This window comes from Acidobacteriota bacterium (assembly GCA_030774055.1).
Lineage (GTDB): Bacteria > Acidobacteriota > Terriglobia > Terriglobales > Acidobacteriaceae > JACPNR01.
Genome location: JALYLW010000052.1, coordinates 1 through 23769, shown reverse-complemented (window position 1 = coordinate 23769; position 23769 = coordinate 1). Strand labels below are relative to the sequence as shown.

Sequence of the window (23769 nt, the reverse complement as noted above, 5' to 3'; positions counted from 1 at the left end):
GCTTAGGGTCAGCATTGATGGCAGCCAGCAATTGCTGCTGCGCCTCGCGGTAGCGCCTTTGGTGCATCAGGGCGATGCCATAAACACGACGGAGCTCTGCGTCCCGCGGCTGTTGCTGCACCAGCTTCTCGTATAACGGCGCGGCCTTCTCCCATTTTCCACCCACCGTATAGACGGCAGCGAGTTCCCGCGCCAGGCTGGGATCGTCGGGCGTGGCAGCCAAGCCAGCCTCAAACTCGGTCGTAGCTTCCGGGTATTTCTTCTGCGCCGCGAGCAGCCGGCCAAATTGTACGCGAGCGGCAGCGTCCCCCGGGTTCGCGTCAAGATACTTGCGCAGCATCGCCTCGGCCCCAGCGAAATCCTTCTGCTCGGTCGAAACATTCACCAGCCCTGCCAATGCTTCGCTCGATTTGGGATCGAGAGCAAGGGCCTGGCGGAATTCTGTCTCGGCGTCGCGATACTTTTTCTGCTTTTCGAATACAACCGCAGCCGAGAGGTGTGGTTCCGGATCTTTGGGGCGCAACTTTGCCGCCTCGCCATATGCAGCGACCGCATCCTCGGGATGGCTGGCTTCCAGGACCCGCGCCAGGGACAGCCACGCACGCGCTCGACCCTCCTCGACCTTGGCCGTGGGCTTGAGTTGCGTCGCAGCACGCAAATACTTTCCTGCGTCTGGGTCATTGGTGCGGGCGAGGAGCAGGCCAAGGTTCAAGTTGGATTCGAAAACATCTGCCTTGGCAGCGACCGAGCGGCGGTAGGCTTCGATCGCGGCGGCCGGCTTCTGGGTCTGTCCGTAGACGTAACCCAGATAAAACCAGGCCTGATAGTCCTGCGGAGAAGCGACTGTCGCCGCCTTGAGCTTGGCCTCGGCGGTGACATAGTCGTGCTTATCGAGAGCCGCTTCGGCCTCGCGCACCAAGGCGGTGGCTGCCGGCTCCACTGCCGCCTCGCGACGGTGGCGGACCGTGGTGCCGCTGGACTGGGCGGCTCCATCAGCCGCGAGGAGGCAAGCCAGAAGCCCGGCGGCAATGAGTCTATTTGCGTCCATTAGAACGTGAGTTGCCGTTGCTGGATAAGATGCGGCCAAGCCATTTTCCGGTATGCGATTTGTTGCTCCTGGCAATCGCTTCCGGCGGCCCCACCGCAACCACTTCGCCACCCCGGTCGCCGCCCTCCGGCCCAAGATCGATCACCCAGTCTGCCATCTTGACCACGTCGAGGTTGTGCTCGATGACGAGGATAGAGCCTCCTGCCTCGATCAAGCGCCGAAAGGCGGCCAGGAGTTTCGAGACGTCGTCGAAGTGCAGCCCAGTCGTCGGCTCGTCAAAGATATAGAGAACACCCTTCGGGATGGGCCGCTTGCCCGCGTTGCGTCCAGGCTCGAGGGTAGCAGGCTCGCGATTCGATTTGGGCTGCAGATGTGCCGCTAGCTTCATGCGCTGCGCCTCGCCGCCTGAAAGAGTGGTGGCCGATTGGCCTAGGCGCAAGTATCCGAGGCCGACCTCGTCAAGAACGCGTAACTTGTCGGTGATCTTAGGCACACCGGAGAAAAAGTGCAGCGCCTCGCGCACCGTAAGATTCAGCACTTCATGGATGTTCTTGCCGTGGTATCGGATCTCGAGTATCCCGGGCTTGTAGCGCGTTCCCTTGCATTCCTCGCAGATCAGTTCGACATCCGCGAGGAATTGCATTTCCACGGTAACGATGCCATCGCCCTCACAGACGTCGCATCGACCGCCCGGTATGTTGAAAGAGAAGTGTCCAGCCGTGTAGCCGCGCTTTTGCGCTTCGGGCAGGGAGGCAAAGACTTCACGGATGCAGTCGAACGCCTTGATGTAAGTCACCGGGTTCGAGCGCGGCGTTCGGCCTATGGGCGATTGGTCGACCAGGATGACTTCGCTCACATACTGCGAGCCTTCCAATCTTTCGTAACTACCGGCGCCGGACCCCGGGGCCAACTGCCCGGTGGCCGCGGCGAGGGCGATGTAGAGGACGTCATGTACCAAGGTCGACTTGCCGGATCCGGAGACGCCGGTGATGGCAACGATCATTCCCAATGGGATGACGAGGTCGATGTCTTTCAGGTTATGAGCGCGGGCGCCGAACAGTTTCAACTGGCGAGCGCCCGGCAGGCGGCGTTGTGCGGGTGGTTGAATGCGCAAGTCACCTGAGAGATAGCGCCCAGTGAGGGACTGATGCATCTTCTTGATCTCGTTGAACGTGCCGGCAGCCATCACCTTCCCGCCTGTCTCGCCGGCTCCGGGACCCAAGTCAAGGATGCGGTCGCTCGCCTTCATGATCTCAGGGTCGTGCTCGACCACGAGGATCGTGTTTCCCAAATCACGCAGGTCGTGCAGGATCTTCACGAGCCGGTTGGTATCCCGGCTATGCAACCCGATAGAAGGCTCATCGAGGACGTAGAGCGCGCCCACAAGGCGCGAGCCGAGCGAGGTCGCCAATTGGATACGCTGCGCTTCGCCGCCGGACAGGGTGGAAGACAGGCGGTCGAGCGTGAGGTACTCGAGTCCCACATCGAGCAGGAACTTGAGCCGCTCGCGAACCTCTTCAAGCACCTTTCCGGCAATCTCCTGCTCTTGCTTGGTCAGCTTGAGCGCAGCGACGAACCTGGCCGCTCCTTCGACGGTGAGCGAGCAGACTTCGCAAATGTTCTTGCCATTGATCTTCACCTGCCGCGCTTCCAAGCGAAGCCGCGAGCCGCCGCAGGTTGAGCAGGTCGCATAGCCACGATAGCGGCTGAGGAAGACGCGAACGTGGAGCTTGTATTTCTTGCGCTCCAGATACTCGAAGAACCCAGTAACGCCATCGAAGCTGCGGTCGCCCTCGATGATCATGTGCTGCTGATCACGCGGAAGGTCTTCCCAGGGGACATCCATGGGGATGTTTTTACTGCGGGCGAACTTCTTAAGCTCCTGGAACAGCGGCCGGTACTTTGGCTTCGTCCAGGGCTCGATCGCGCCCTCATTGAGGGTCTTCGTCTTGTTGGGGATCACCAGGTCGAGGTCAAAGTCGATGGTGTTGCCGAAGCCCTGGCACTTCGGGCAAGCACCGTACGGATTATTGAAAGAAAATAGGCGTGGCTCAGGTTCTTCGTAACGGATGTGGCACTTCTTGCATTCAAACCGTTGCGCGAACCGCAGCCGCTGCGGTTGCTGGCCTTCCGCCGGCGCGGTCTCAAACACGACCTCGCCGGTATCGCGATAGGCGATCTCGATGGCATCGACCAGCCGGGCCCGAATCTCCGGCGACACGACGAGGCGATCGACGAGAACGAAGACCGGTTCGTTGAATCTGACCTCGAGCAGCGACTCCGGGGTCGAGAACTCGAAGACCCGGCCATTCTGATAAAGCCGATTGAACCCGCGTTTGCGCAGGTCGAAGAGCCGATCGCGCAGGATATCTTCGTCGCCACGACCCTCGGCTTTGGCGGTCTTCTTGGTCCCCTTTTTCTTTCCCTCAGTCGGGGGCTTATGACCATGCACGTGCAGGGGAAAGAGGACGTTCAGCCGGGCGCCTTCTCCGAGCGCCAGTACGGCTTCGACGATCTCGTCGACCGTATCTTTCTTGACCTCATCTCCGCACTGATAGCAGTACGTGCGGCCAATACGCGCGAACAGGAGCCGCAGATAGTCATAGATCTCCGTGGCGGTGGCGACAGTGGAGCGGGGGTTACGAGTGGTGTTCTTTTGGCGGATCGCGATCGCGGGCGCGATGCCGTCGATCACGTCGACGTCGGGCTTCTCGATCCGCTCCAGGAACTGGCGGGCGTACGCGGAAAGAGACTCCACGTAGCGGCGCTGGCCCTCAGCGTAAATCGTGTCAAAGGCGAGCGAAGACTTGCCGGAGCCGGAGACGCCCGTCACCACCGTCATGGTGTTGTGCGGGATCTCGAAGTCGATGTTCTTCAGGTTATGGACGCGCGCTCCGCGTACGACAATGCTTTCGCTGGACATGCCCCTCGGGACCGATTGCGCACCTCTCCCAGCTCGGCTGGGAGGGTGGAAGAATCCTTTTATTATACGCCGCGCAGAAGAATGTCCTGGCGAGCGGGGGAGAGGCGTCGCTCGGCGCTTATTTGTTGCGCTTGTAGAAGAAGGCGAGCCCGACGAGCCCTGCCATCATGCTGACGGGGGGCACCAGCAGAACGATCACGCCATGCAGAAGCGAGCGCTCGGCCTTCGAGCCGGCGGCATGCGCGCCAGTGGAGCACATGGCGCATTGTGCGGACGCCGGCGCCGCCGCGGAGAGCAGCAGGGCAAGCGTCGCAAGGAGTGCGCAGCGTCTCATCGTCCAGTACCCAGCGTGATGATGCGCTCCGCGTCGACGAAGAACACGAACATAAGCATGAGGCAGATAATCAGTGAGCCCATCAGTACCCACTGCATCACGCGCGTTTCGCCCTTCAGGTGCATGAACCAACCGATGATGAGCACTGATTTCACGAGTGAGAGGGCCATCAATACGATCAGCATGTGCAGCGGAGCGAAGACCTGGTCATAGGCGAGCGCGATCTCGACCACGGTCAAGGCGAGCAGCGCTCCCCAGACATAGAAGTAGACGGCTTTGCTCTCGGCGTGGGTGTCCGCGTGCTGTTGCTGGGCGATCTCCATACGCTTCGCTCCTAGACGATCTTGGTGGACATCAAGTAGACCAGCGGGAAGATGAACATCCAGACCAAATCGACAAAATGCCAGTACAAGCCGCCAACCTCTATATCGTGAGCATCGTACTGCTTCGGTTTGAGCCACAGGATGATGCCTACCACGAGAATGGCACCGATGATGGGATAGGTGAGCCAGTGGAAGGTGCTCCATTTCGGGATGAAGAACGTCCCGATGGCGGCGAGCGCCATCACCGGCAGCCACTTCCGCCCAAACGCCAGCACTCCCAGGTAGATCACGCCGATGGTGACGTGCAACATGTGCATGCCGGTGAGCGCGAAGAAAGTGCCCGCGAACTGCGGGACCGTGCTCGCCTGCTTGCCGAGCTCAGTCGCTTCGGCGTGCGGCATCGCAGGGAAGATCGAGAGCGTCATGCCTTCGGCGCGCAAACCATTCCACTCCCAAGCGTGCAGGACGATGAATGCCGTGCCGAAGAACATGGTGGCGACCAACCAATAGCGCGTCCAAGTGCGGTCGCGTCTGCCGGCGGCGAGCACGGCGAGCACCATGGTGACCGAACTCGAGAGCAGGCACGCGGTCATCACGCTGGCGTTGGCGATGGAGTGTCTGCCGAACGGCGTGGGCCAATTCGGGGTCGCGATACGCCCGTAGCTGTAGGCGAACAGCAGGGCTCCGAAGGTCAGTGAATCGGAGAGCAGGAACAGCCACATCCCGATCTTCTTCGAATACGCCCCGAGAAGCGGCGGTTCGAAAGCGCCCGCGTCGTTCGCCGCATGATGCACGACTGCATCGGCCATCGTCAGGTCTCTCCTCGTCTCATTTCAAGAACTGCAACAACGCGAAGATGTAAACCCACAGGACTGCCATGAAGTGCCAATAGATCGAAGTCACGTCCACGACCAGCAGCCGGCGGGCGACGCTGCGATGCAGCAGCGCCGTCATTTCGGCGTAGAGCAACGCGACCATGCCGCCCGCAAGGTGGATCGCGTGGAGCACGGTCAGAACATAGAAGAACGAACTGGACGGGTTCGAAGACATGTACACGCCATGGGCGCGCAGCTGGTTCCAGACCAAGACCTGTCCGACCAGGAAACCGATGCCCAGTACGACGGCTGCCGGCAGCCACGGGGGATCGGTCGTCTGGCTGTCACCTACGGCCGCGGCGATCGCATACTGTCGCTTCAGGCTGCGGCGCGCCAGGTCGAGTGCGATGCTGGAGAACAGCAGCAGCGCCGTGTTCAGGCCGAGTGCGGCGAGCGGAAGCGTCATCGGCCGCCAGTCATTGCTATAAAAGCCAGTGTCCGGATCGATGGTCGAGGCACCCTGGCGCACGATGTAGGCGCTGGTCAGCGCGATGAAAAGCATGCTCACCGCGATCAGGCCGACGACCATACCCAGCCGGTAACGCCGCAAGCGTTCACGGAAATCCGGAGCACCGTCATTGCTGCCGCCACCATTGCCGTCACCGCGCCCGGGAGGCAGCCCCGGACCGCCACCACCGTGCTTCTTGTCGAGTTCCAGTGTCGCTGGCATGGTCGCCATGATCTTCTACTTGCGATCTTCTAACTATCTACGGTCTGCTACTCCGCCGCCAGCGGCTTGTCTTCCTTGGAGACATGGCCGCCGTGAGGGGTTGGATCGTTCTGCATCACGAAGTCGTTCGGAGCGCCGGGCACCGAGTATTCATACGGGCCGTGATGGACGACTGGCGTTGCGCCGGCAAAATTGTCGTGTGGTGGCGGGGTGGTAGTGGTCCACTCCAGCGTGGTCGCGTTCCACGGATTGTCGCTGGCCGGTTTCCCCTTGAACATCGACCAAAAGAGGTTCACGACGAAGATAAACTGCGCCGCGATGGTGATGATCGCCGCGTAAGTGACGAACCTCTCCACCGGCATCAGGTCATGTAGCCATGCGACCTCGGTGAGTTGCGAGTAGCGTCGCGGACGCGCCGCCATGCCTTCGTAGTGCATCGGCATGAAGATGGCGTAGGTGCCGATGAGCGTGAGCCAGAAGTGGGCCTGCGCCATAGGCTCGTTCATCATGCGCCCGAACATCTTGGGGAACCAATAGTAGGTCGCGGCAAAGATGCCGAAGATAGCGGCCACGCCCATGATGAGGTGGAAGTGGGCGACCACAAAGAATGTGTCGTGCAAGTAGATGTCGAGCAGTGGCTGGGCCAGGAAAGGTCCGCTGAGCCCACCCGAAACGAAGAGCGAGACGAAGCCAACGGCGAACAGCATCGGGGAGTGGAACTGCACGCGTCCGCGCCAGATGGTGCCGAGCCAATTGAAGGTCTTGATGGCGGAGGGGACGCCGATGGCCATGGTCATCAGCGAGAAAGCGAAGGCGGAGTAGGGGCTCAGGCCGCTCATGAACATGTGGTGTCCCCACACAAAGAAGCCGAGAACCCCGATACCCACGATGGCATACACCATCGCCTTGTAGCCGAAGATCGGCTTGCGCGAGAAAGTAGAGAGCAGCTGCGACGCGACTCCCATGCCCGGCAGAATGGCGATGTAAACCTCAGGGTGTCCAAAGAACCAGAACAAGTGCTGCCACAGCAGTGGCGAGCCGCCCTTGTGCATGACCTGCGTCCCATTGACAACCAGCCCACCCGGAACGAAGAAGCTAGTGCCAAGGTTGCGGTCGGCGAGCAGCAGGATGCCGGCGGAGAGCAGCACGCCGAAGGCGAGCAGCGCGAGGATAGCGGTGACGAACCACGCCCAGCAGGTAAGCGGCATACGCATCAGCGACATGCCCTTGCAGCGGAGATCGAGGACAGTAGTGATGAAGTTCAGCGCGCCCATCAACGAGGCGACACAGAAGATGGCGATGGAGATGATCCAGAGGTCGGCGCCGAGCGTTTCGCCGGGACCGGCGGAGGGGATGGCGCTCAGCGGCGCATATCCGGTCCAGCCATGGAGCGGCGCGCCGCCCTCGACGAAGAAGGCTGCGATCATCACGAGGAAGGAAACAAAGGTCGTCCAGAACGAGAGCATGTTCAAGACGGGGAATGCCATGTCGGGAGCCCCGATCTGGATGGGCAAGAAGTAATTCCCGAATCCCGACTGCGGTGCGGTCGTCAGCACGAAGAACACCATGAAGGTGCCGTGCATGGTCAACAGCGTGAGGTACATCTCCGGCTTGATCTCGCCCAGGATCGGAATGTGCGCTCCGGGCCAGATCAGGTGGATGCGCATCAGCAGTGACAGCAGCATGCCGATGAACACCGAAGCCAGCGCGAGGAAGTAGTACTGGATGCCGATGACCTTATGGTCGAGGCTGAAGACGTACTTGCGGATGAAACCCGTCGGCGCTGCGTGCTCATGCGTCGCGTGTTCGGTGTGTTCCGCCATAGGCTCTCTGCTTCTCCTGTGTCCTGGGTGACCGCTACTGCGCTGCCTTTTCCGCTTCGCGCCCTACCAGCCACGTGTCGTAATCCTGTTGGCTCACTACTCTCAAGATGCCGTGCATCTTGTAATGTCCGAGGCCGCACAGCTCAGCGCAGGCGAACTCGTATTCGCCGATCGCGGTCGGCCGGAAGTGCATGGGGATGATCAGGCCGGGGACTGCATCCTGCTTGAAGCGCATGGCGGGAATATAAAAGCTGTGGATCACGTCCTGTGCCCGCAACAAAACTTCTACCTCGCGGTTCACCGGCACCACCATCGTACCGACGACGATGTCATCCTTGGCCGCGGGATCAGTGGTATCCACGCCGATGGCTGCCTCGTTGCCGGCGGAAGCGTCGATCTCCGCCGGGTTCACCTTGGCGAACTTCCCATCCGGCCCCGGATAACGGAAGTACCAGGCGAACTGCACAGCGGTGACCTCCACCTTGATCGCGTCTGGCGCCGCCGGCTGGAAGCGCTGCTCACTCCACGCCTTCGCGCCGGCAAGGTTCAGTCCTATGAAAAGGATGGCGGTGAGGACCGTCCAAATCATTTCGAGACCGGTATCACCGTGACTGTAGTGCGCCTTCATAGCCTGCTTGTCGCGATACTTCCAAACAAAAAGGCCCAGCGCGAGCTGGGCGGCAAGAAAGACGATCCCCATCAGGGCGTAAGTGATGGCGAACTGCCGGTCGATCCCGGCCGCCGCCGCCGATGCGCCTGCGGGCATCCACCAGGTTTTAGCGAAGAAGAACCATGAACTGGCCAGGGTGATCAGCCAGATGACGAACAGCAGTGCCAACCCCATCCTCGGCCCTCGTCGAAAGATTTTTGGACGACTCGTGCAAGCGCGCGGGTGATGAACCACCAACGCGAGCAAACGCGACAGTCTAGCGAAACGGGCGGGCTGGTGCAACTTGCGTGCGAAAAGCAGCGAAGTTACTTCGCGCCGTTGCGCGCCATCTTCAGGAATTCTTCGTGCACGCGCGTGCTGGCGGAAAGTTCGGGATGGAACGTCGCGGCTAATGTCTTGCCTTGGCGGACAAGCACCGGATCGTTGTTCTCGGTGGCGAGGACTTCCACTCCGGCGCCGACACGTGTGATCTTCGGCGCGCGGATGAAGACTAACTCGAGTGGCCCCAGAGTCGTTTCAACGTTGGCAACAAAACTTTCGTTCTGGCGGCCGTAGGCGTTGCGCCGGATGGCAATGTCGATGGCTCCCAGATTTTGCTGGGTTGGATTCTCCACGTCCTTCGCCAACAGGATCGCGCCCGCGCACGTGCCGAACGTAGGCTTGGTGCGGACGAACTCACGCAGCTTCTCAAGGAAGTCGTTCTCAGCAAGAAAATTCAGGAAGGTAGTCGATTCGCCGCCGGGGATGATGAGCGCGTCTACTTCGTCGAGCTGCTCCGGCTTGCGGACGAAGCGCACCTGGACGCCGAGCTTCTCCAGCACGCGCGCGTGCGCTTCAAAATCACCCTGGATCGCTAGTACGCCGACGGTCATAACCAATAAGCCCGGATGGCTACCAGCCGCGCTTCTGCAACAGGTCGGCTTCGGCGAGCGCCGCGACGGCCAGGCCCTTCATCGCGCCCGCGAGATCGTTCGAGACCTCGAGCAGGACTTTGGGATCATCGAAGTGTGTGCTCGCGCGCACGATGGCGCGGGCGCGACGCTCGGCTTCCGCCGGGTCACAGAAGCTCGTGGGGTCGTTCATGAAGATGCCGGAGCCGACAAAGACCGCCTCCGCGCCGAGTTGGCGGACCAGCGCCGCGTCAGCCGGCGTGGCAATGCCGCCGGCGGAGAAATTCGGGACGGGGAGCTTGCCCGCTTTTGCAACCATCTTCACCAGTTCGTAAGGCGCCTGGAGCTCCTTCGCCGCCGCGTACAGTTCCTGCTCGCTCAGGACGGTGAGTGCCTTCATCTGGCCGGTGATCTCACGCAGGTGCTTCACTGCGTGGACTACGTCGCCGGTACCGGCCTCGCCCTTAGTGCGGATCATCGCCGCGCCTTCCGCGATGCGGCGCAGCGCCTCGCCCAGGTTGCGCGCGCCGCAAACGAACGGCGTCTTAAAGGCGTGCTTATCCACGTGGTGCGCTTCGTCGGCCGGCGTGAGGACTTCTGATTCGTCGATGTAATCCACGCCGAGTTCTTGCAAGATCTGCGCCTCGGCGAAGTGGCCGATACGGCACTTGGCCATCACCGGGATGGAGACGGTCTCCATGATCTCGCGGATCTTCTTGGGAGAGGCCATGCGCGCCACGCCGCCCTCGGCACGGATCTGCGCTGGAACCCGCTCGAGCGCCATCACGGCAACCGCGCCAGACTTCTGCGCGATCTCAGCCTGGCGGGCGTCGGTCACGTCCATGATCACGCCGCCTTTGAGCATCTCGGCCAGGCCGGTCTTCAAGCGCAAGCCGGTATTTCCGTTTTTCTCGGACATACATCTCCTTCGGCTCACATCCGTCAGCAGGTATGTGGCTGGGAAGCCTTATTTTACATCTTTAGAGATTCGGCGCGGTCGTCTCTGGACGCAGAACTACTGGCGAGACGCCGTAGGGTCGGTCAGTGCCCCTTCGGAAGGTGTTTCGCAAACAGCTTCAGGGGGTCGATCGCGATGAACAGGCCGGTCGAGCGTGCTAGAACCTCGCCCTTCTCGTTGCGGATCTCAGCGGCATTGGTGTGCTTCCGTCCGCGGACGCGCACCTCGTAGCCTTCGACCATGATCGGCTTCCGCAGCGGCACCGGACGCATGTACTCCACTTGCATCATCTTGGTGAGCGCCACTACGTGGCGCAGCTTGTTCACCTTTCCCATGGCTTCATCGAGGATGGTTGCGATAACCCCGCCGTGCGCGTGCCCGGGCGGGCCTTGATAACGCTTGGGCAGGCGGAAGCGTCCAACACATCGCTGGCGCTCCTCGTCGAGATAGAACTTGAGCCGCATGCCATGGGGGTTGTCCTTGCCACAGCCAAAGCAACGGTTCTTGGGGATCTTCGTGTGCTTGGTACTGTGGCCGGCCAGATGTTTTGGTCTTGTCATGGGGACATTGCCAAGGGAACCAGCGATTCTAACACTGCGGTTTTTGCGCGCCCCTTCATGTATAAACGTCAGTTCCCACCGGCACCGGCCCCGCCAGATGGCACCCATAGGAGACTCAGTCGTGAATCGATTCCTAGTCGTTGTGGCTCTCATCCTCGCCCCCAGTCTCACGTTCGCGCAGGCGGCTGCGACGCAGCTCACGGCGCCCGCGATCACCAGCACGCCGGAGTCCGTGACCACTGAGCCGGACGTCGACACGAAGCAGAAGGAAAAGGAGCGGGCTAAGCCCGCCGCCACGGAAGAGAAGAAGGCGGCACAAAAACCGGAAGCCAAGTCCACCAAGAGCGGCGACAAGAAGGATGAGAAGAAAGAGGACAAGAAAGAACCGTTCTCCAGCGGCACTTTCAGTGGAATGAAGCTGCGCAATATCGGCCCATCGTTCACTTCGGGGCGCGTGGTCGACATCGCGGTCAACCCCCAAGATAAGGCTGAGTACTACATCGCGGCGGCTTCCGGTGGAGTATGGAGGACGATGAACTCGGGCATCACGTGGACTCCGGTGTTCGATGGCGAGGGCTCGTACTCCATCGGCGTCGTGGTGCTCGATCCGAAGAACCCGTGCGTGGTGTGGGTAGGGACGGGCGAGAACAACTCACAACGGTCGGTCGGCTATGGAGACGGCGTTTACAAATCCGAAGATTGTGGCAAGAACTGGAAGAACGTGGGACTCAAGCACTCCGAGCACATCGGGCGCATTGTCATCGACCCGCGCGACTCGAACGTTATTTACGTTGCGGCCCAAGGTCCGCTGTGGGGGCCGGGTGGCGACCGCGGCGTTTACAAGTCCACCGATGGCGGCAAGTCGTGGAAGAAGTCGCTCGATATCTCCGAGAACACGGGCGCGAGCGATCTAGCTCAGGACCCGCAAGATCCAGACGTGCTCTACACAACCGCCTATCAACGCCGGCGCCACGTCTTCACGCTCATCGATGGCGGCCCGGAGAGTGCGATCTATAAGTCGACTGACGCGGGGAAGACGTGGAACAAGATCAACTCCGGTTTGCCGAGCGTGGACCTCGGGCGCATCGGCATCGCCATCTCGCCCGCCGATCACAACGTTCTGTATGCGGTAGCGGAGGCCGCCGAGCAGAAGGGCGGCGTATTCCGCTCGACCGACCGGGGTGCGAACTGGGAGAAGCGCAACGACTTTCAGAACGGGAGCATGTACTACGGCCACGTCTATCCGGACCCGAAGAACGTGGATCGCGTTTTCATCTCGGACACGCTGTTGCGCGTCTCGGATGACGGTGGCAAGACGGTGCGTCGCGTCGGCGATCGGAACAAGCACGTGGATTCCCATGTGGTGTGGATCGATCCCGATGACACGCAGCACATCCTGGTCGGCACCGATGGCGGCGCTTACGAGAGTTATGACCGCGGGGCGACCTGGGGCTTCAAGCAGAACCTGCCGCTGACGCAGTTCTACGACGTGGACGTAGATAACTCGCTGCCGTTCTACTACGTCTGTGGGGGCACGCAGGACAACTTATCGATGTGCGGCCCGTCACGCACACGCAGCGCCAGCGGCATCATCAATGCTGATTGGTTCGTCACCAACGGCGGCGACGGCTTCCGCTCGCACATCGATCCCGAGGATCCGAACACCATCTACGCCGAGTCTCAATACGGTGGCCTGGTGCGCTTCGATCGGCGCACCGGAGAGATCGTTGGTATCCAGCCCCAGGAGGCGCGCAACACCGACCCGCATCGGTGGAACTGGGATTCGCCGTTCGTCATCAGCCCGCACTCGCATACGCGGCTCTACTTTGCGGCGCAGAGACTCTACCGTTCCGACGACCGCGGCGACACTTGGCGGCAGGTGAGCGGCGATCTCACGCGCCAGATCAATCGCGACAAGTTGCCCGTCATGGGGAAGGTGTGGGGACCCGATGCCGTCGCCAAGCACCAGTCAACTTCCTTCTACGGCAACGTTGTTGCCCTGTCCGAATCGCCGGTCAAGGAAGGTCTGCTGTACATCGGCACTGACGACGGTGTTATCCAGATCACCGAGGATGGTGGCAAGACCTGGCGCAAGCTCGAGACATTCCCCGGCATTCCCGGGATGACCTACGTGAGCCGGCTAACGGCTTCTAGCCACGACGCCAACACGGTCTACGCCGCTTTCGAGAATCACAAGAACAATGACTTCAAGCCATACCTCTTGAAGTCCACCGATGCGGGCAAGACTTGGACTTCGATCGCCTCGAACCTGCCGGAGAACGGTCCGGTGCTGGCCCTGGCCGAAGACTCGGTGAACGGGAAGGTGCTCTTTGTCGGCACCGAGTTCGGACTCTGGTTCTCGAACGACGGAGGAGGGAAGTGGGTACAGCTCAAAGGGGGGTTGCCGACGATTGCGATCCGCGACGCCGTAGTGCACAAGCGTGCCGGCGATCTGGTGCTCGCGAGCTTCGGCCGCGGCTTCTGGGTGCTCGACGACCTAACGCCGCTACGCACCGCCACGCCTGACCTGTTGAATCAGAAGGCGGCTCTATTTCCTGGGCGCGATGCCTCCTTGTACATCCAGACGCTACCCTTTGGCGGTTTCGGCGCGTCATCGCAGGGCGGCAATTTCTACCACGCGGATAATCCTCCGTACGGCGCGATCTTTACGTACTACCTGAAGGACAAACTGAAGACCGTGAAGGAGCAGCGCCAGGAGAAGGAGAAGGAAGCGGAGAAGAACAAGCAGTCCTTCGCCTATCCGACGAATGACCAACTCCGTACCGAAGCCGAGGCAGAAGCCCCGCAGGTCTTCGTCACCATCTTCGACGACAGCAATACGCCGGTGCGACGGATCGCCGCGACCAACGCGCCGGGAATCAACCGCGTGACCTGGGACCTGCGCCTGCCCGCCCCTGAACTCCCCGGGGATGCCGGCGGCGGGTTCTTCGACGATCCCGAAGAGGCGGCCTTCTTCGGCCCGATCGGGCCGATGGTCATGCCCGGGAAGTACAGCGCGATCCTCTATCAGAAACAAGCGGGGCAGATCACGCAATTGGCCGGACCGCAAGCGGTGAACGTGACAGTGGAAGGTGTCAGTTACATGAAGCCCGAGGACCGCGCGGCGCTCTCCGACTTCCAGCATAAGGTCGCGCGCTTGAACCGTGCGGTCGCTGGCGCGGTGGGCCTGGCGAACGAGGTGCGCGGGAGACTCAAGGAGATCAAGCGTGCGCTGAACGAGACGCCGGGCGCTTATCAGAAGCTGATCACTGCTGCCGACCAGTTGGATCAACGGAACACTGACATTCTTCGCCAGTTACGCGGTGACGTAGTGTTGCGCCGGCGCGACATTCCCACGCTGCCTTCGATCGCCGATCGCGTCAACGTGATCGTGGATGACCAGCGCATGTCGACCTCGGTTCCGACCCAGACACACATCAACAACTACAGCATCGCCTCCGAGGACTTCTCGCGGACCCTGGCTGCCCTCAAGCAGTTAGTGGAAGTCGACTTGGCCGGGCTAGAGCGGGATATGGAAGCCGCCGGAGCCCCGTGGACACCTGGCCGGGTCCCGGTCTGGTCCCCGGAACAGAGGTAGGCGACCGTGCGGTGGGGAAGGGACGGGCTTCGGCCCCGTTCCTTCTTGCTTAACCCATAAACCCTGTGGGTTAAGTTTTTAACCACGAGGCTCGAAAATTTGCCATAATCCGCGGACGCCATTTCCTCCTCTGGAGGTTCCATGCGCACAACCGCCGCGGTCCGAGCTCCGGAAACGACCACGCACCGCGTAGCCATCGTCACTCCGGACGAGGGCGTCCTGCCCGAGGTCGAGGAATTCCTCGCCAAGGACTTCGCCGTCACCTTTCTGCATACTGCACCGGAGCTGCTCCCGCTCCTTGCTGAGGTGCCCCTCGACGCGGTGTTGCTCGACCTCGACACCGTGGGCGACAAGCCTGAAGATGGCATCGCCGCGCTCGAAGAGCTGCGTGGCATCAACGAAGACTTCATCCTTATCGCGCTTACCCGTTCGCGCAATCGGGCGCTCCGCCTGAAGGCGGGCAAGGTGGCCGATGAGTTTTTCGTCGCGCCGGTGGATTTCCAGGAACTACAGATCGTACTCGCACGCGCCCTCGAGAAGCGCGACATGGAGATCGAGAACCGTCGGCTGCGCGAACAGATCATCAGCAAGTATTCGCTAGGCGAGCTGATCGGCGGCTCCGAGCCGATGCGGCGCGTCTACGATGCCATCACGCGGTTGGCCGAGAGTCCCACCACCATCATCATTCGTGGCGAGAGCGGCACTGGCAAGGAACTGGTGGCGCGCGCGCTGGTCCAGTTCTCCAGTCGTAGCGAGAAGCCGTACATCAGCGTGAACTGCGCCGCACTGCCCGAGAACCTGATCGAGGCTGAACTCTTCGGACATGAAAAGGGAGCGTTCACCGGTGCGCACGCCGCTCGCGCGGGACACATCGAGCTGGCGCACGGCGGCACGCTCTTTCTTGATGAGATCGGATCGCTCGCCCACGCCTTGCAGAGCAAGCTGCTGCGCGTGCTGGAAGAACGGACGGTGCAGCGCCTCGGCGGCAAGACGCCGAAGAAGGTCGACTTCCGCCTGGTCACGGCCACCAACGACAACCTGGAAGAAATGGTGCGGGCCGGTCGCTTCCGCGAGGATCTCTATTACCGCATCCATGTAGTGCCTATCTTCCTGCCACCGTTGCGGGAGCGCCCCGGAGACATCGCTCTGCTCGTCGATCACTTCCTGCGCATCTACTGCGCGGCCAACAAGCTACCCCTCAAGAACGTGGAGCCGGGGGTGATGGACGTACTCGAGGACTATCCCTGGCCGGGCAACGTGCGCGAGCTGGAGAACGTGGTGCAGCGCCTGGTGCTGATGGCCGAAGGCACCACCATCACGGTGAAGCATCTGCCCCAGCAACTGCTGGCGTCGTCTACCGCCACGCAAGAAGCGCTGCTCATTCCCGAGGGTGGACTGGACTTCGATGAAGAGATGCGCCGCATCGAGATCGCATATCTGCAAGCGGCGTTGCGCCGCACCGAAGGGAAGAAGTCAGCCGCCTCCGAGTTGCTGCGTATCGATCCGCAGAAGATGAAGTACCTCTGCCGCAAGTACCGGATTGACGTCGGGCGGTGAAAAAATGACCGCATTCTACGGAGGATTGTGCGGGTTAAAAATTAACCGCGAGCCGTTTGATTTTTGACCCTGATTCAGCCCACACCATGCCGCCCCTTCGGACGGTGCGTCTGCAAGTGCTTGAAACTATACCCTCTCCAGATTTCCACAGCACGAGACCGGTTTGGTCTCCATCGTGCAACATGAACAGGCGTAACGACTACGGCGCGACGAAAATACAAGAGTTCTGAGGAGACGAGAACAATGGCGACCGAGAAAAAGAATCTGATCAGCAGCATGACGACGCTGAAGAAAGCCATCATCGCCCGCGAGAAGACGAACTTGAGCGGCGGCAAGGGCTTGAGCGGCGGCAAGGGCTTGAGCGGCGGAAAAGGCCTGTCCGGCGGCAAGGGTTTGTCGGGCGGCAAGGGCCTCTCTGGCGGCAAGGGTTTGAGCGGTGGCAAGGGCCTGTCCGGCGGGAAGGGTCTGTCGGGCGGAAAAGGCCTCTCGGGTGGCAAGGGCTTGTCCGGTGGCAAGGGTCTGTCCGGTGGGAAGGGTCTATCGGGCGGAAAAGGCCTCTCGGGCGGCAAGGGCTTGTCCGGTGGCAAGGGCCTGTCGGGTGGCAAGGGTCTTTCCGGCGGCAAGGGCTTGTCCGGCGGCAAGGGCCTGAACTAACCAGCTCAGCAAGTGTTGTAACAAGGGGGAGGGAGGTTGCGAACTCGTTCGCAGCCTCCTTTTTATTTGTGGTGGGGTACTAAGTCTGGAGTCCTACCAAACCTTCCGCGAGACGGTATCCCAGAGGGGCTCCCACAGCATGCCGGCTACGCTCTTTCGTCCATGGAAAACCTTGGCTGTACCGGGCATTCCGATCTTCAGCGAGTCGGATTGATTCGCGACCAGGATCGTGACCACATAGAACCTGGGGGGACGGGTGCCCTTGTATTCCGTCTTGTGCATCAGGCCTCCCTGGATGTCCTCCGAGGCCGGCAGGATGGACTCCACCGTGCCGCTAAGTGGCCGCATGCGATCGTCGCATAGCAGGCGGGCCGGTTCTCCGATGGTGACCTTGCGCACGTCGAACTCGGGGATGTAGATGCGCGCCTTCAGCATTGACCCATCCACCACCTCGAGCAACACGGCGCCTTCCTTGACGTAGCTATTCTCAAGGTCTTGGGGACGCGGGGAAGAGATCGTTCCATTGAGCGGGCTAGGAATGGCGAGCCGCTCCAGGCGGTCAGCGGACTGGCGCGCGCTGATGCGCGCCTGCTCGCGTTCGTGCTGCGCGGGAACATAATCGGCAAAATGAAGCTGCGCGTCGGCGAAGCGGGCATTGGCGACCACGAAGTCCGCCCGGGCACGTCCAGCCTCCGATTCCAACTGTAGATTGCGCATGCGGATGAGCACATCGCCGGCGCTCACCGCCTGGCCCTCCTGGGCGTTCACTTGCTCCACCACGCCGGCCACAGCAGCACGCAACACGGCGTGGTCCTTAGGCTCGAGGATGAAACGCCCCTCGATGGAGTCCTGCCAGAGGGGAGCGAAGATCAGCACCAGACCGGCAACAGCGACCGCCAGTGAGCGCTGCGGAGTGAACCAAACGCGTAGTCGTTCTTTCTTGTCGAGATAGACAGTCTGCATAAAGGACACCAGAGTCTTGATTCGCGAGCGGAAGATGAGGAGCCCGATCGCGATCGCAGGGATAAACGCCCAGTCGCCGCTGATGCCGCGTGTCAGGTTGCCGGCAAAGCGCGCGACGATGTACAGGATCATGTAGCTGTATGCGCCGGAAGCCAGCGCATAGACCACAAAACCGACCCTCCGCTTCTTCGCGACGTATGGAATCTCGATCGGCAGCCGCCATACCAACCGCTTCACCAGCGCCGAGGTGTAGGCAGTCGCATCCTCTTTGAGGTTGGGAATGGCGATGATCTCGGTGAGCAAATAGTAGCCATCGAGTTTGATGAGCGGGTTCCAGTTGAAGAAGAGCACGCCCAAGCCGGTGATGAGGATCAGCTTGTAGGCAAACTCGTGGACCCAGGTGCCGTAAGGCGTGACGTACCAGATGGGCGCGGCGATGGCGCAGATCATCATCTCCGACCAGGCGCCGGAGACGATGGTCACCACACGTTGCCACTTATCGGCATAGACCCAAGCTTCGGTCACGTCGGTGAAGAAGGCCGGCGTGAGATAGATCAGGTGGAAGCCCATACGATGGACATGTCCGCCGTAGTGCTTGCACGAGATGCCGTGCGCCGTTTCATGGATGAAGAGAACCAGGCACGCGAGCAGCCAGAACTCGGCGATCTCCCAGCCGCTCTTGACCGTCATGTCATAGAACTGGAGCGTATCCACGCCGATCTCGCTCCACTTGATGACGAAGATGTACGCCATGAAGAGGAAGCCGAGCAGGGTGACCAGCGTGAACCATGGCGTGTACATGAACGCCAGAACGCGGTTCACCTTCTCCAGATAGTCGTCCGGATCCCAGGCGTTGAACTCGATGTGCGAAACGTCACCGTACTTCGACGTCTTCTTCTTATGCTTGCCGCGCTCTTCCGCCAGCTTCTGCCGCAGCGCGATGTTCTTCTCGAGGGGTGTCTTGAACCAGAAGTCGACCGAATCGAGCTCCTCGGCGTAGCTGGCAATCTCTTCCTGGCTGTAGCGCACGCCACTCTGTCTGAAATAGAGCTCGGCAATCTCTTCGAAGGAGCGTTTGCCATCGAACAGGTTGACGATGGTCCACTGTTCGGGCGTGAAGGTGAACAACTCGGGCCGCTTGGAGATGATGGCGCTGACCACTCGCTCGTCGCCTTCCATGTGCTCCTTCCCGACGAGCGCCGGGTGGAGCTTGAAATACCCTCTCCGTTGATTGTGGATCGGGATATCGGGAAGCGCGACGTTGAGCGTCTCGGTAAGGTTCATTTCGGCGCGATCGATGAGGCAGCCGCGAAGCTTACGGTGGCGGACATGCCCGGCTTCAGGTCACCCAGCGGCGGCATGACCTCCGCCGATACCTCGATCGTGCCGCTGGCCGGATCGACCACGGGACTGACGAGCACGATGCGTGCGCTATGCTTCATCTCCGGCGCATCGGCCACGGCGACGTTGAGCATGTCGCCCTTACGGATCTTGCCGACATATTTCTCCGGCAACGTGAAGCGCATGCGCAGCGGTGCCGTCGCAGTCACCCAGAACAACCGCTCGCCCATGGTCACCTTGTCGCCGGCACGAACGTAGCGTCGGCCGATCACTCCAGGGAAAGGTGCGATGATGCGCGTCTTGGCCAGTTCCAAGTCCGCCGTCTGGAGTTGATGCCGGGCAGCCTCCAGGTTCGCCCGGTAGCGCTCCGTCTCATACTTGTCGGCCTCGACCTTGTAACGTGCGTGGTCGAGCTCTTGTTTGGTGATGAGCTGCGCCTCCCACATTCTTTCGGAGCGTCCCAAGTCGGCCTCGAGCACTTTGGTCTCGTACTCCCAGCCCTTCACGTCGAACTCCAGGCTGCGCACCCGTGCGGCCGCAGCGTCGCGGTCAGCCTTGGCCTGGCGATTGTCCAGCTCGCCCAGCAGTTGACCTTTCTGCACCGCGGTGCCGGTGTCGACCAAGACGCGGCTGACCATGCCTTCACGCGCCGCTTCTACCTCCACCTGGTTCTCCACGATGAGCGGACCGCTGGCGATCACGCCGTCGTTCTCCGTCGTAGGCGCAGCAGCAGCCATCGTTACCGCGGGTTTCGGGGCCGGCGCCTGCTTATTGGCGGCGGTGTTAGAGCCACCGCAGCCAGCGAGCGCGGCCGCGCTGATCAGGAGCGCAACATCCAAGACATGACCTTTCAAGGTAGTAGTTCTCCTCTTCGAGTTCACCATGGCATCCACGACCAGAGTTTCGCCCAGAACCACAAGAACGGCTTGCGGAAGAGCACGTAGCCGGCGGGATGCCAGCCAGCCTCGATCTTGCCGCGTCCTTGCATACCGGAGCGGATCGTCCCCTCGGGGTTCTGTACCTCGACGCGCGCGAAATAGACGCGATGATCGCCTTCGGTCGTGCTCATCGGACTCACCACGTTCACCTTGCCGCGGAAGGTCTGCGTCGGCAGCGCCTCCAGCTTCACCCAACCCTTCACACCCTCTTGGAGCAGGCCGGCCTCGTCCTCTGAGACGCCGATATCCACCACCGCCCGATTGGTGTCTATGATCTCGGCGAAGCGTTCACCCACGTCCAGGTGCCTACCCGTAAAATTCTCGATGTGGGGTGTGGCGACGATGCCGTCGATGGGTGCGCGCAAGCGCGAGCGATCGAGCCGTTGTTGCGCACGCTGCGCTTCGGCGGTCCAGTAGTCGGCGTCGGCGCGCTTCACCCCTGCCGTGGTGCTATCGCCGCTGGCAAGAGCCTGGCTCATCTGCGCGACCGCGTTGGCTCGCTTGGCCTCCGCAGCGGCGAGCGCAGTCTTCAGGTCCCAGTCTTCCATCTCGGCGATGGTCGTTCCTTTGGTCACGCGCTGTCCCTCGGTCACGAGCACGCGGCGCACCACCCCGGCGATCTCCGGCTGCACCTGCGCCGTCGCTGCAGGCGCTACGGTCGCATCGCCATCCAGGCGCATGGGGAGCGGGAAGACGGCGAGGAATACCGCCACCGCCGCTGCAAACACCAGGTAATTGCGGCGCCGGTGCCGGTCCATGGAGAGGAACTTCTCGCGTCTCTTGAGCAGCGGCTCCAGCAGGCCGATGAAGGGAACTTCCTTATACATCTCGGCGTTGCGGATGGCCACCGTGGCCTGTCCGGCCAGCACTTTGATCATCTCGAAGTGCGCTTCGCCGAGGAAATCGGGATCGCTCGATTCGAACGTGATTATGCCCACGCGCCCTTGATCGTCGGTGAGCGGCAGGGCGAAGAAACCGCGCGCGCCGCTCTCGGAGAAATACTGGCGGAATTTTTCCTCGCTACTTTCCGGCTTGGCTTCGACCCTCTCCTCGCGCTGGGTGGCGAAAACCTCCTGCTGCACGCCGGCGACCCAGTGCATCAACTCGTCGAGGCGACGGATGTTCGGGTCGGTCTTGTCCACGCGCGCTTCACCCGAGACCGCCTTCATCTGCAAGTTGCCGTGCTGGTCGAGGGCGATCGAAGCGCGTTCATAGGGGATGACCTCCTGCGGGCCATCCACCACCGCCTGCAGTACGCGGTCCAGGTTGAGGGTAGAAGTAATCTCTTTGCTGACCTTGACCAGCGTCTCCAGGATCTCGACCTTGCGTTCGGTCTGCAGCAGGCGGGCGTTGTGCAGCGCGCCCGCCGCTGCATCGCAGATGGTGGTGAGCAGGAAGAGGTCGTCCTCGTCGTAGCCGGAGCCGTCGAGTCGGTTCACGATCTCTATAACGCCGACCTCCTTCTCTTTCTCGATGAGCGGCGCGACCATCACTGCGTAGGCATCGCCGTCCACGCCGGCATTACGGCGTTTGATGCGCTCGTCCTCGGCGTTATCGATGAGCAGCGGTTCGCCTTTTCCCGATACATCGCCGGCGATACCTTCACCCGCTTTTTGGGTCGAGCCAAGTTCATAACGCGGATCGTTGCCCGCCTGGCCGCCGAGCAGAAGCTCCTCATCGTGGACCATCCATAGGTTCACGATCTGGGCGTTGAGGATCTCCTGAAATTTGGCGCAGATGACGGGCACGAGCGCATCTATCTCCAGCGTGGAATTAAAGACCTTTTCCAGGTCGTACATCTGAGTGACGCGCGTGATCGATTCGAGCTGCTGGTTGCGCTCGTTCTCGTAGATGATGGCTGAACCCAGCGCCAGCGCGGCCAGTTCACCCGCTTCGAGGACCGGCGCCACCGACCCCTCGGTGAGTGGCTTGCCGAAACTGACGATCTCGATCGCACCCACGAGTGTGGTCTCGTCCACGAGGAGCGGGATGTAGGCGAGCGACTGTATCGTCCGCCGGACGTTCAAGTGGGCGTAATCCTCGCGCGCTACCTCACCGGCTTCGTAAAGCACGGGTTCGCGATTCTCCGCCAGGGCGCCGAGTGTGCCGGCGCCGTGCTCGACGATCGCTTCCTGCATGGCGATCTCGCCCAGCAGTGCTTCCGCCTTCCACGCCGGCTGGTCCTGGTCGTGGACTGCATAGACCACGACCGCAGCCTCAGGGATCAGCCCGGAAACAAACTCCGCGATGATGCGCGCGCGCGGGCTGATCTCCCTTTGCGCCAGGAGCGTGGCGGCAAACTCCGCCAAGGGAACGGAAAACCCCGGACTCTGAGTCGCCATGGAAAGCGGCTCCCTCTGCTCAAAGATTCTGAAGTCAAGACGTTGTGCTGGGCGGGCGAGACTATTGCCCTTGCAAATTTCAGCAGGTTCTCTTAATTTGAGCGCGACTGTAGCAAACAGGTATTGAGGTGTCAATCAACACCTGGCCTTAGAGCGCCCATCCCCCGGAGGCCGTTTTTGGAGATCGATGTCCGGAAGCATGAAGAAGTGCAAGTCATCCACCTCCACGGCGACCTGAAGATCGGCGACCCTGTCGATTCCTTCCGTCAAGCCGTCGAAGAGCTTTTTGGCAACGGCGACAGCCGCATCGTCGTCAATGTGTCCGACGTTCCGATGATCGACTCGAGCGGCATCGGTGCGCTGGTCCGCCTGCTCACCATCGCCAAACAGCGTGGCGGAGCGCTCAAACTCGTCAACCCCTCGAAGCTGGCCGTGCAGACGCTGAAGATCGTCGGCCTGCTCAACCTCTTCGAGATCTATGACGATGAAGGCGAAGCGGTCGCGTCGTTCGAATAGCGGGGCGGCGAAGCGGCGAGCCGGTCGGGCGCTCCGCGGGAACCCCGCGGAGCGTCGCGAACGTCCGCTTATCACAACCGTTATCTTCGACCTGGACGACACGCTCTACGACTGCTTTCGGCAGCGCGTGCAACTGGCGCATCGCCACGCCGCCGAGGCGATGGTCGAGGCGGGAGTGGCTGCGACCGTCGCCCAGGTCTTCCAGGCGCGGATGGGGGCCTTCAAGCAGGACCCCCACCTGCAGTACATCGATGAGGCCGTCTGCCGGCGCTTCAAAGTCGCGAACCCAGAGCTGGCCAAGATGCGCGCCCGCGCAGCCTATTTCTCGACGCCAGTGGGTAAGCTGACGCTTTTTCCCGCCAGCCGACGCGTGCTGCGAACCCTCGCGCGGCGCGGGGTACGAAACTTCATCGTCAGTTTTGGGGATCCGGAGACGCAGCACGCCAAGGTGCGTGCGCTGGGGCTCGACGTTGAGAAGTCAGTGAAGAAGATCTTTTACGCCGATACGGGAAAGCTGATGACGAAGGAAGCGATCTTCAAAGTCATCCAGCAGCATGAGGAAAAGGATCCGCGCAAGATTCTGGTGGTGGGCGACCGGCCCTCGAGCGAGATCAAGGCAGGGAAGTCGCTGGGCTTTCATACCGCGCGCCTGCAGCACGGCGAGTTTGCGGTGCTCGAACCCGTGGGCGTGGAGGAAGAGGCCGACCGCACCATCTACTCCATCGGCGACGTGCTGAAGCTCCCTTATCGCTACGGCAAATGAAAACGGCGCGGCCGGCCGCGCCG

19 protein-coding genes are annotated in these 23769 nt (G+C 61.5%); 5 read left to right on the top strand and 14 right to left on the bottom strand.

Annotated features, from left to right (window positions below):
- The 11 genes from M3P27_04230 to M3P27_04180 all read right to left on the bottom strand — a co-directional run.
- Positions 1 to 1087 (bottom strand): tetratricopeptide repeat protein (locus tag M3P27_04230; GenBank protein MDP9267518.1); only part of this gene is annotated, 1087 nt, incomplete at its 3' end.
- Entirely contained in the window at positions 1035 to 3971 is a 2937-nt protein-coding gene (uvrA, locus tag M3P27_04225; protein MDP9267517.1) for an excinuclease ABC subunit UvrA, read from the bottom strand. The genes M3P27_04230 and uvrA, both read right to left, overlap by 53 nt.
- Positions 3972 to 4089: 118 nt before the next feature.
- Positions 4090 to 4305 (bottom strand): hypothetical protein, encoded by a 216-nt coding sequence (locus M3P27_04220; protein ID MDP9267516.1) that lies wholly within the window; start codon positions 4303 to 4305, stop codon positions 4090 to 4092.
- Entirely contained in the window at positions 4302 to 4628 is a 327-nt protein-coding gene (locus M3P27_04215; GenBank protein ID MDP9267515.1) for a cytochrome C oxidase subunit IV family protein, read from the bottom strand. Before M3P27_04215 ends, M3P27_04220 begins: the two co-directional genes overlap by 4 nt.
- Before the next feature lie 11 nt (positions 4629 to 4639).
- Positions 4640 to 5437 (bottom strand): hypothetical protein, encoded by a 798-nt coding sequence (locus M3P27_04210; GenBank protein MDP9267514.1) that lies wholly within the window; start codon positions 5435 to 5437, stop codon positions 4640 to 4642.
- A 19-nt stretch (positions 5438 to 5456) separates the two neighbouring features.
- A complete protein-coding gene (locus M3P27_04205) occupies positions 5457 to 6182 on the bottom strand; it encodes a cytochrome c oxidase subunit 3 (GenBank protein MDP9267513.1) in 726 nt (241 codons plus the stop codon).
- Positions 6183 to 6220: 38 nt separating this feature from the next.
- The gene (locus tag M3P27_04200) at positions 6221 to 7996 is read right to left on the bottom strand and encodes a cbb3-type cytochrome c oxidase subunit I (protein ID MDP9267512.1); all 1776 of its coding nucleotides are present in this window, start codon (positions 7994 to 7996) and stop codon (positions 6221 to 6223) included.
- Between the two features lie 34 nt (positions 7997 to 8030).
- Complete coding sequence (coxB, locus tag M3P27_04195; GenBank protein MDP9267511.1) at positions 8031 to 8834, bottom strand: cytochrome c oxidase subunit II; 804 nt, start codon at positions 8832 to 8834, stop codon at positions 8031 to 8033.
- Between the two features lie 137 nt (positions 8835 to 8971).
- Positions 8972 to 9538: a pyridoxal 5'-phosphate synthase glutaminase subunit PdxT gene (pdxT, locus tag M3P27_04190; GenBank protein MDP9267510.1), complete on the bottom strand. Its 567-nt coding sequence runs from the start codon at positions 9536 to 9538 to the stop codon at positions 8972 to 8974.
- Between the two features lie 19 nt (positions 9539 to 9557).
- Positions 9558 to 10475, bottom strand: coding sequence for a pyridoxal 5'-phosphate synthase lyase subunit PdxS (pdxS, locus tag M3P27_04185; GenBank protein MDP9267509.1), 918 nt, complete (start codon positions 10473 to 10475; stop codon positions 9558 to 9560).
- 122 nt (positions 10476 to 10597) lie between these two features.
- Positions 10598 to 11074 (bottom strand): PaaI family thioesterase, encoded by a 477-nt coding sequence (locus tag M3P27_04180; protein MDP9267508.1) that lies wholly within the window; start codon positions 11072 to 11074, stop codon positions 10598 to 10600.
- Positions 11075 to 11195: 121 nt separating this feature from the next.
- On the opposite strand from M3P27_04180, the gene M3P27_04175 reads away from it, so the two are divergent.
- From M3P27_04175 to M3P27_04165, 3 genes are all read left to right on the top strand, one after another.
- Complete coding sequence (locus tag M3P27_04175) at positions 11196 to 14672, top strand: glycosyl hydrolase (GenBank protein MDP9267507.1); 3477 nt, start codon at positions 11196 to 11198, stop codon at positions 14670 to 14672.
- Positions 14673 to 14813: 141 nt separating this feature from the next.
- On the top strand, positions 14814 to 16229 hold the full coding sequence (locus M3P27_04170) for a sigma-54 dependent transcriptional regulator (GenBank protein MDP9267506.1): 1416 nt from the start codon (positions 14814 to 14816) through the stop codon (positions 16227 to 16229).
- Between the two features lie 243 nt (positions 16230 to 16472).
- Positions 16473 to 16883, top strand: coding sequence for a hypothetical protein (locus tag M3P27_04165; protein MDP9267505.1), 411 nt, complete (start codon positions 16473 to 16475; stop codon positions 16881 to 16883).
- Between the two features lie 93 nt (positions 16884 to 16976).
- Here M3P27_04165 and M3P27_04160 read toward each other — a convergent pair whose 3' ends face one another.
- The 3 genes from M3P27_04160 to M3P27_04150 form a co-directional block, all read right to left on the bottom strand.
- The gene (locus M3P27_04160; GenBank protein ID MDP9267504.1) at positions 16977 to 19130 is read right to left on the bottom strand and encodes an HlyD family efflux transporter periplasmic adaptor subunit; all 2154 of its coding nucleotides are present in this window, start codon (positions 19128 to 19130) and stop codon (positions 16977 to 16979) included.
- Entirely contained in the window at positions 19127 to 19924 is a 798-nt protein-coding gene (locus M3P27_04155) for an efflux RND transporter periplasmic adaptor subunit (protein MDP9267503.1), read from the bottom strand. The genes M3P27_04160 and M3P27_04155 overlap by 4 nt, the downstream gene beginning before the upstream one ends.
- Positions 19925 to 20064: 140 nt before the next feature.
- Positions 20065 to 22467, bottom strand: a complete 2403-nt coding sequence (locus tag M3P27_04150; GenBank protein ID MDP9267502.1) for an efflux RND transporter periplasmic adaptor subunit — start codon at positions 22465 to 22467, stop codon at positions 20065 to 20067.
- A 177-nt stretch (positions 22468 to 22644) separates the two neighbouring features.
- Here M3P27_04150 and M3P27_04145 point away from each other — a divergent pair, with 177 nt between their 5' ends.
- Positions 22645 to 22983: an STAS domain-containing protein gene (locus M3P27_04145; protein ID MDP9267501.1), complete on the top strand. Its 339-nt coding sequence runs from the start codon at positions 22645 to 22647 to the stop codon at positions 22981 to 22983.
- On the top strand, positions 22952 to 23746 hold the full coding sequence (locus tag M3P27_04140) for an HAD family hydrolase (protein ID MDP9267500.1): 795 nt from the start codon (positions 22952 to 22954) through the stop codon (positions 23744 to 23746). The genes M3P27_04145 and M3P27_04140 overlap by 32 nt, the downstream gene beginning before the upstream one ends.
- Positions 23747 to 23769 lie beyond the last annotated feature (23 nt).

Bases quoted from the DNA above. Each gene is read 5' to 3' on its own strand.
- M3P27_04155 (MDP9267503.1), bottom strand. From the start codon at position 19,924: ATGGCTGCTGCTGCGCCTACGACGGAGAACGACGGCGTGATCGCCAGC.
- M3P27_04220 (MDP9267516.1), bottom strand. From the start codon at position 4,305: ATGAGACGCTGCGCACTCCTTGCGACGCTTGCCCTGCTGCTCTCCGCG.
- M3P27_04160 (MDP9267504.1), bottom strand. From the start codon at position 19,130: ATGAACCTTACCGAGACGCTCAACGTCGCGCTTCCCGATATCCCGATC.
- M3P27_04180 (MDP9267508.1), bottom strand. From the start codon at position 11,074: ATGACAAGACCAAAACATCTGGCCGGCCACAGTACCAAGCACACGAAG.
- M3P27_04200 (MDP9267512.1), bottom strand. From the start codon at position 7,996: ATGGCGGAACACACCGAACACGCGACGCATGAGCACGCAGCGCCGACG.
- M3P27_04170 (MDP9267506.1), top strand. From the start codon at position 14,814: ATGCGCACAACCGCCGCGGTCCGAGCTCCGGAAACGACCACGCACCGC.
- M3P27_04210 (MDP9267514.1), bottom strand. From the start codon at position 5,437: ATGGCCGATGCAGTCGTGCATCATGCGGCGAACGACGCGGGCGCTTTC.
- M3P27_04150 (MDP9267502.1), bottom strand. From the start codon at position 22,467: ATGGCGACTCAGAGTCCGGGGTTTTCCGTTCCCTTGGCGGAGTTTGCC.
- M3P27_04205 (MDP9267513.1), bottom strand. From the start codon at position 6,182: ATGGCGACCATGCCAGCGACACTGGAACTCGACAAGAAGCACGGTGGT.
- pdxS (MDP9267509.1), bottom strand. From the start codon at position 10,475: ATGTCCGAGAAAAACGGAAATACCGGCTTGCGCTTGAAGACCGGCCTG.
- pdxT (MDP9267510.1), bottom strand. From the start codon at position 9,538: ATGACCGTCGGCGTACTAGCGATCCAGGGTGATTTTGAAGCGCACGCG.
- M3P27_04165 (MDP9267505.1), top strand. From the start codon at position 16,473: ATGGCGACCGAGAAAAAGAATCTGATCAGCAGCATGACGACGCTGAAG.
- M3P27_04140 (MDP9267500.1), top strand. From the start codon at position 22,952: ATGAAGGCGAAGCGGTCGCGTCGTTCGAATAGCGGGGCGGCGAAGCGG.
- M3P27_04215 (MDP9267515.1), bottom strand. From the start codon at position 4,628: ATGGAGATCGCCCAGCAACAGCACGCGGACACCCACGCCGAGAGCAAA.
- uvrA (MDP9267517.1), bottom strand. From the start codon at position 3,971: ATGTCCAGCGAAAGCATTGTCGTACGCGGAGCGCGCGTCCATAACCTG.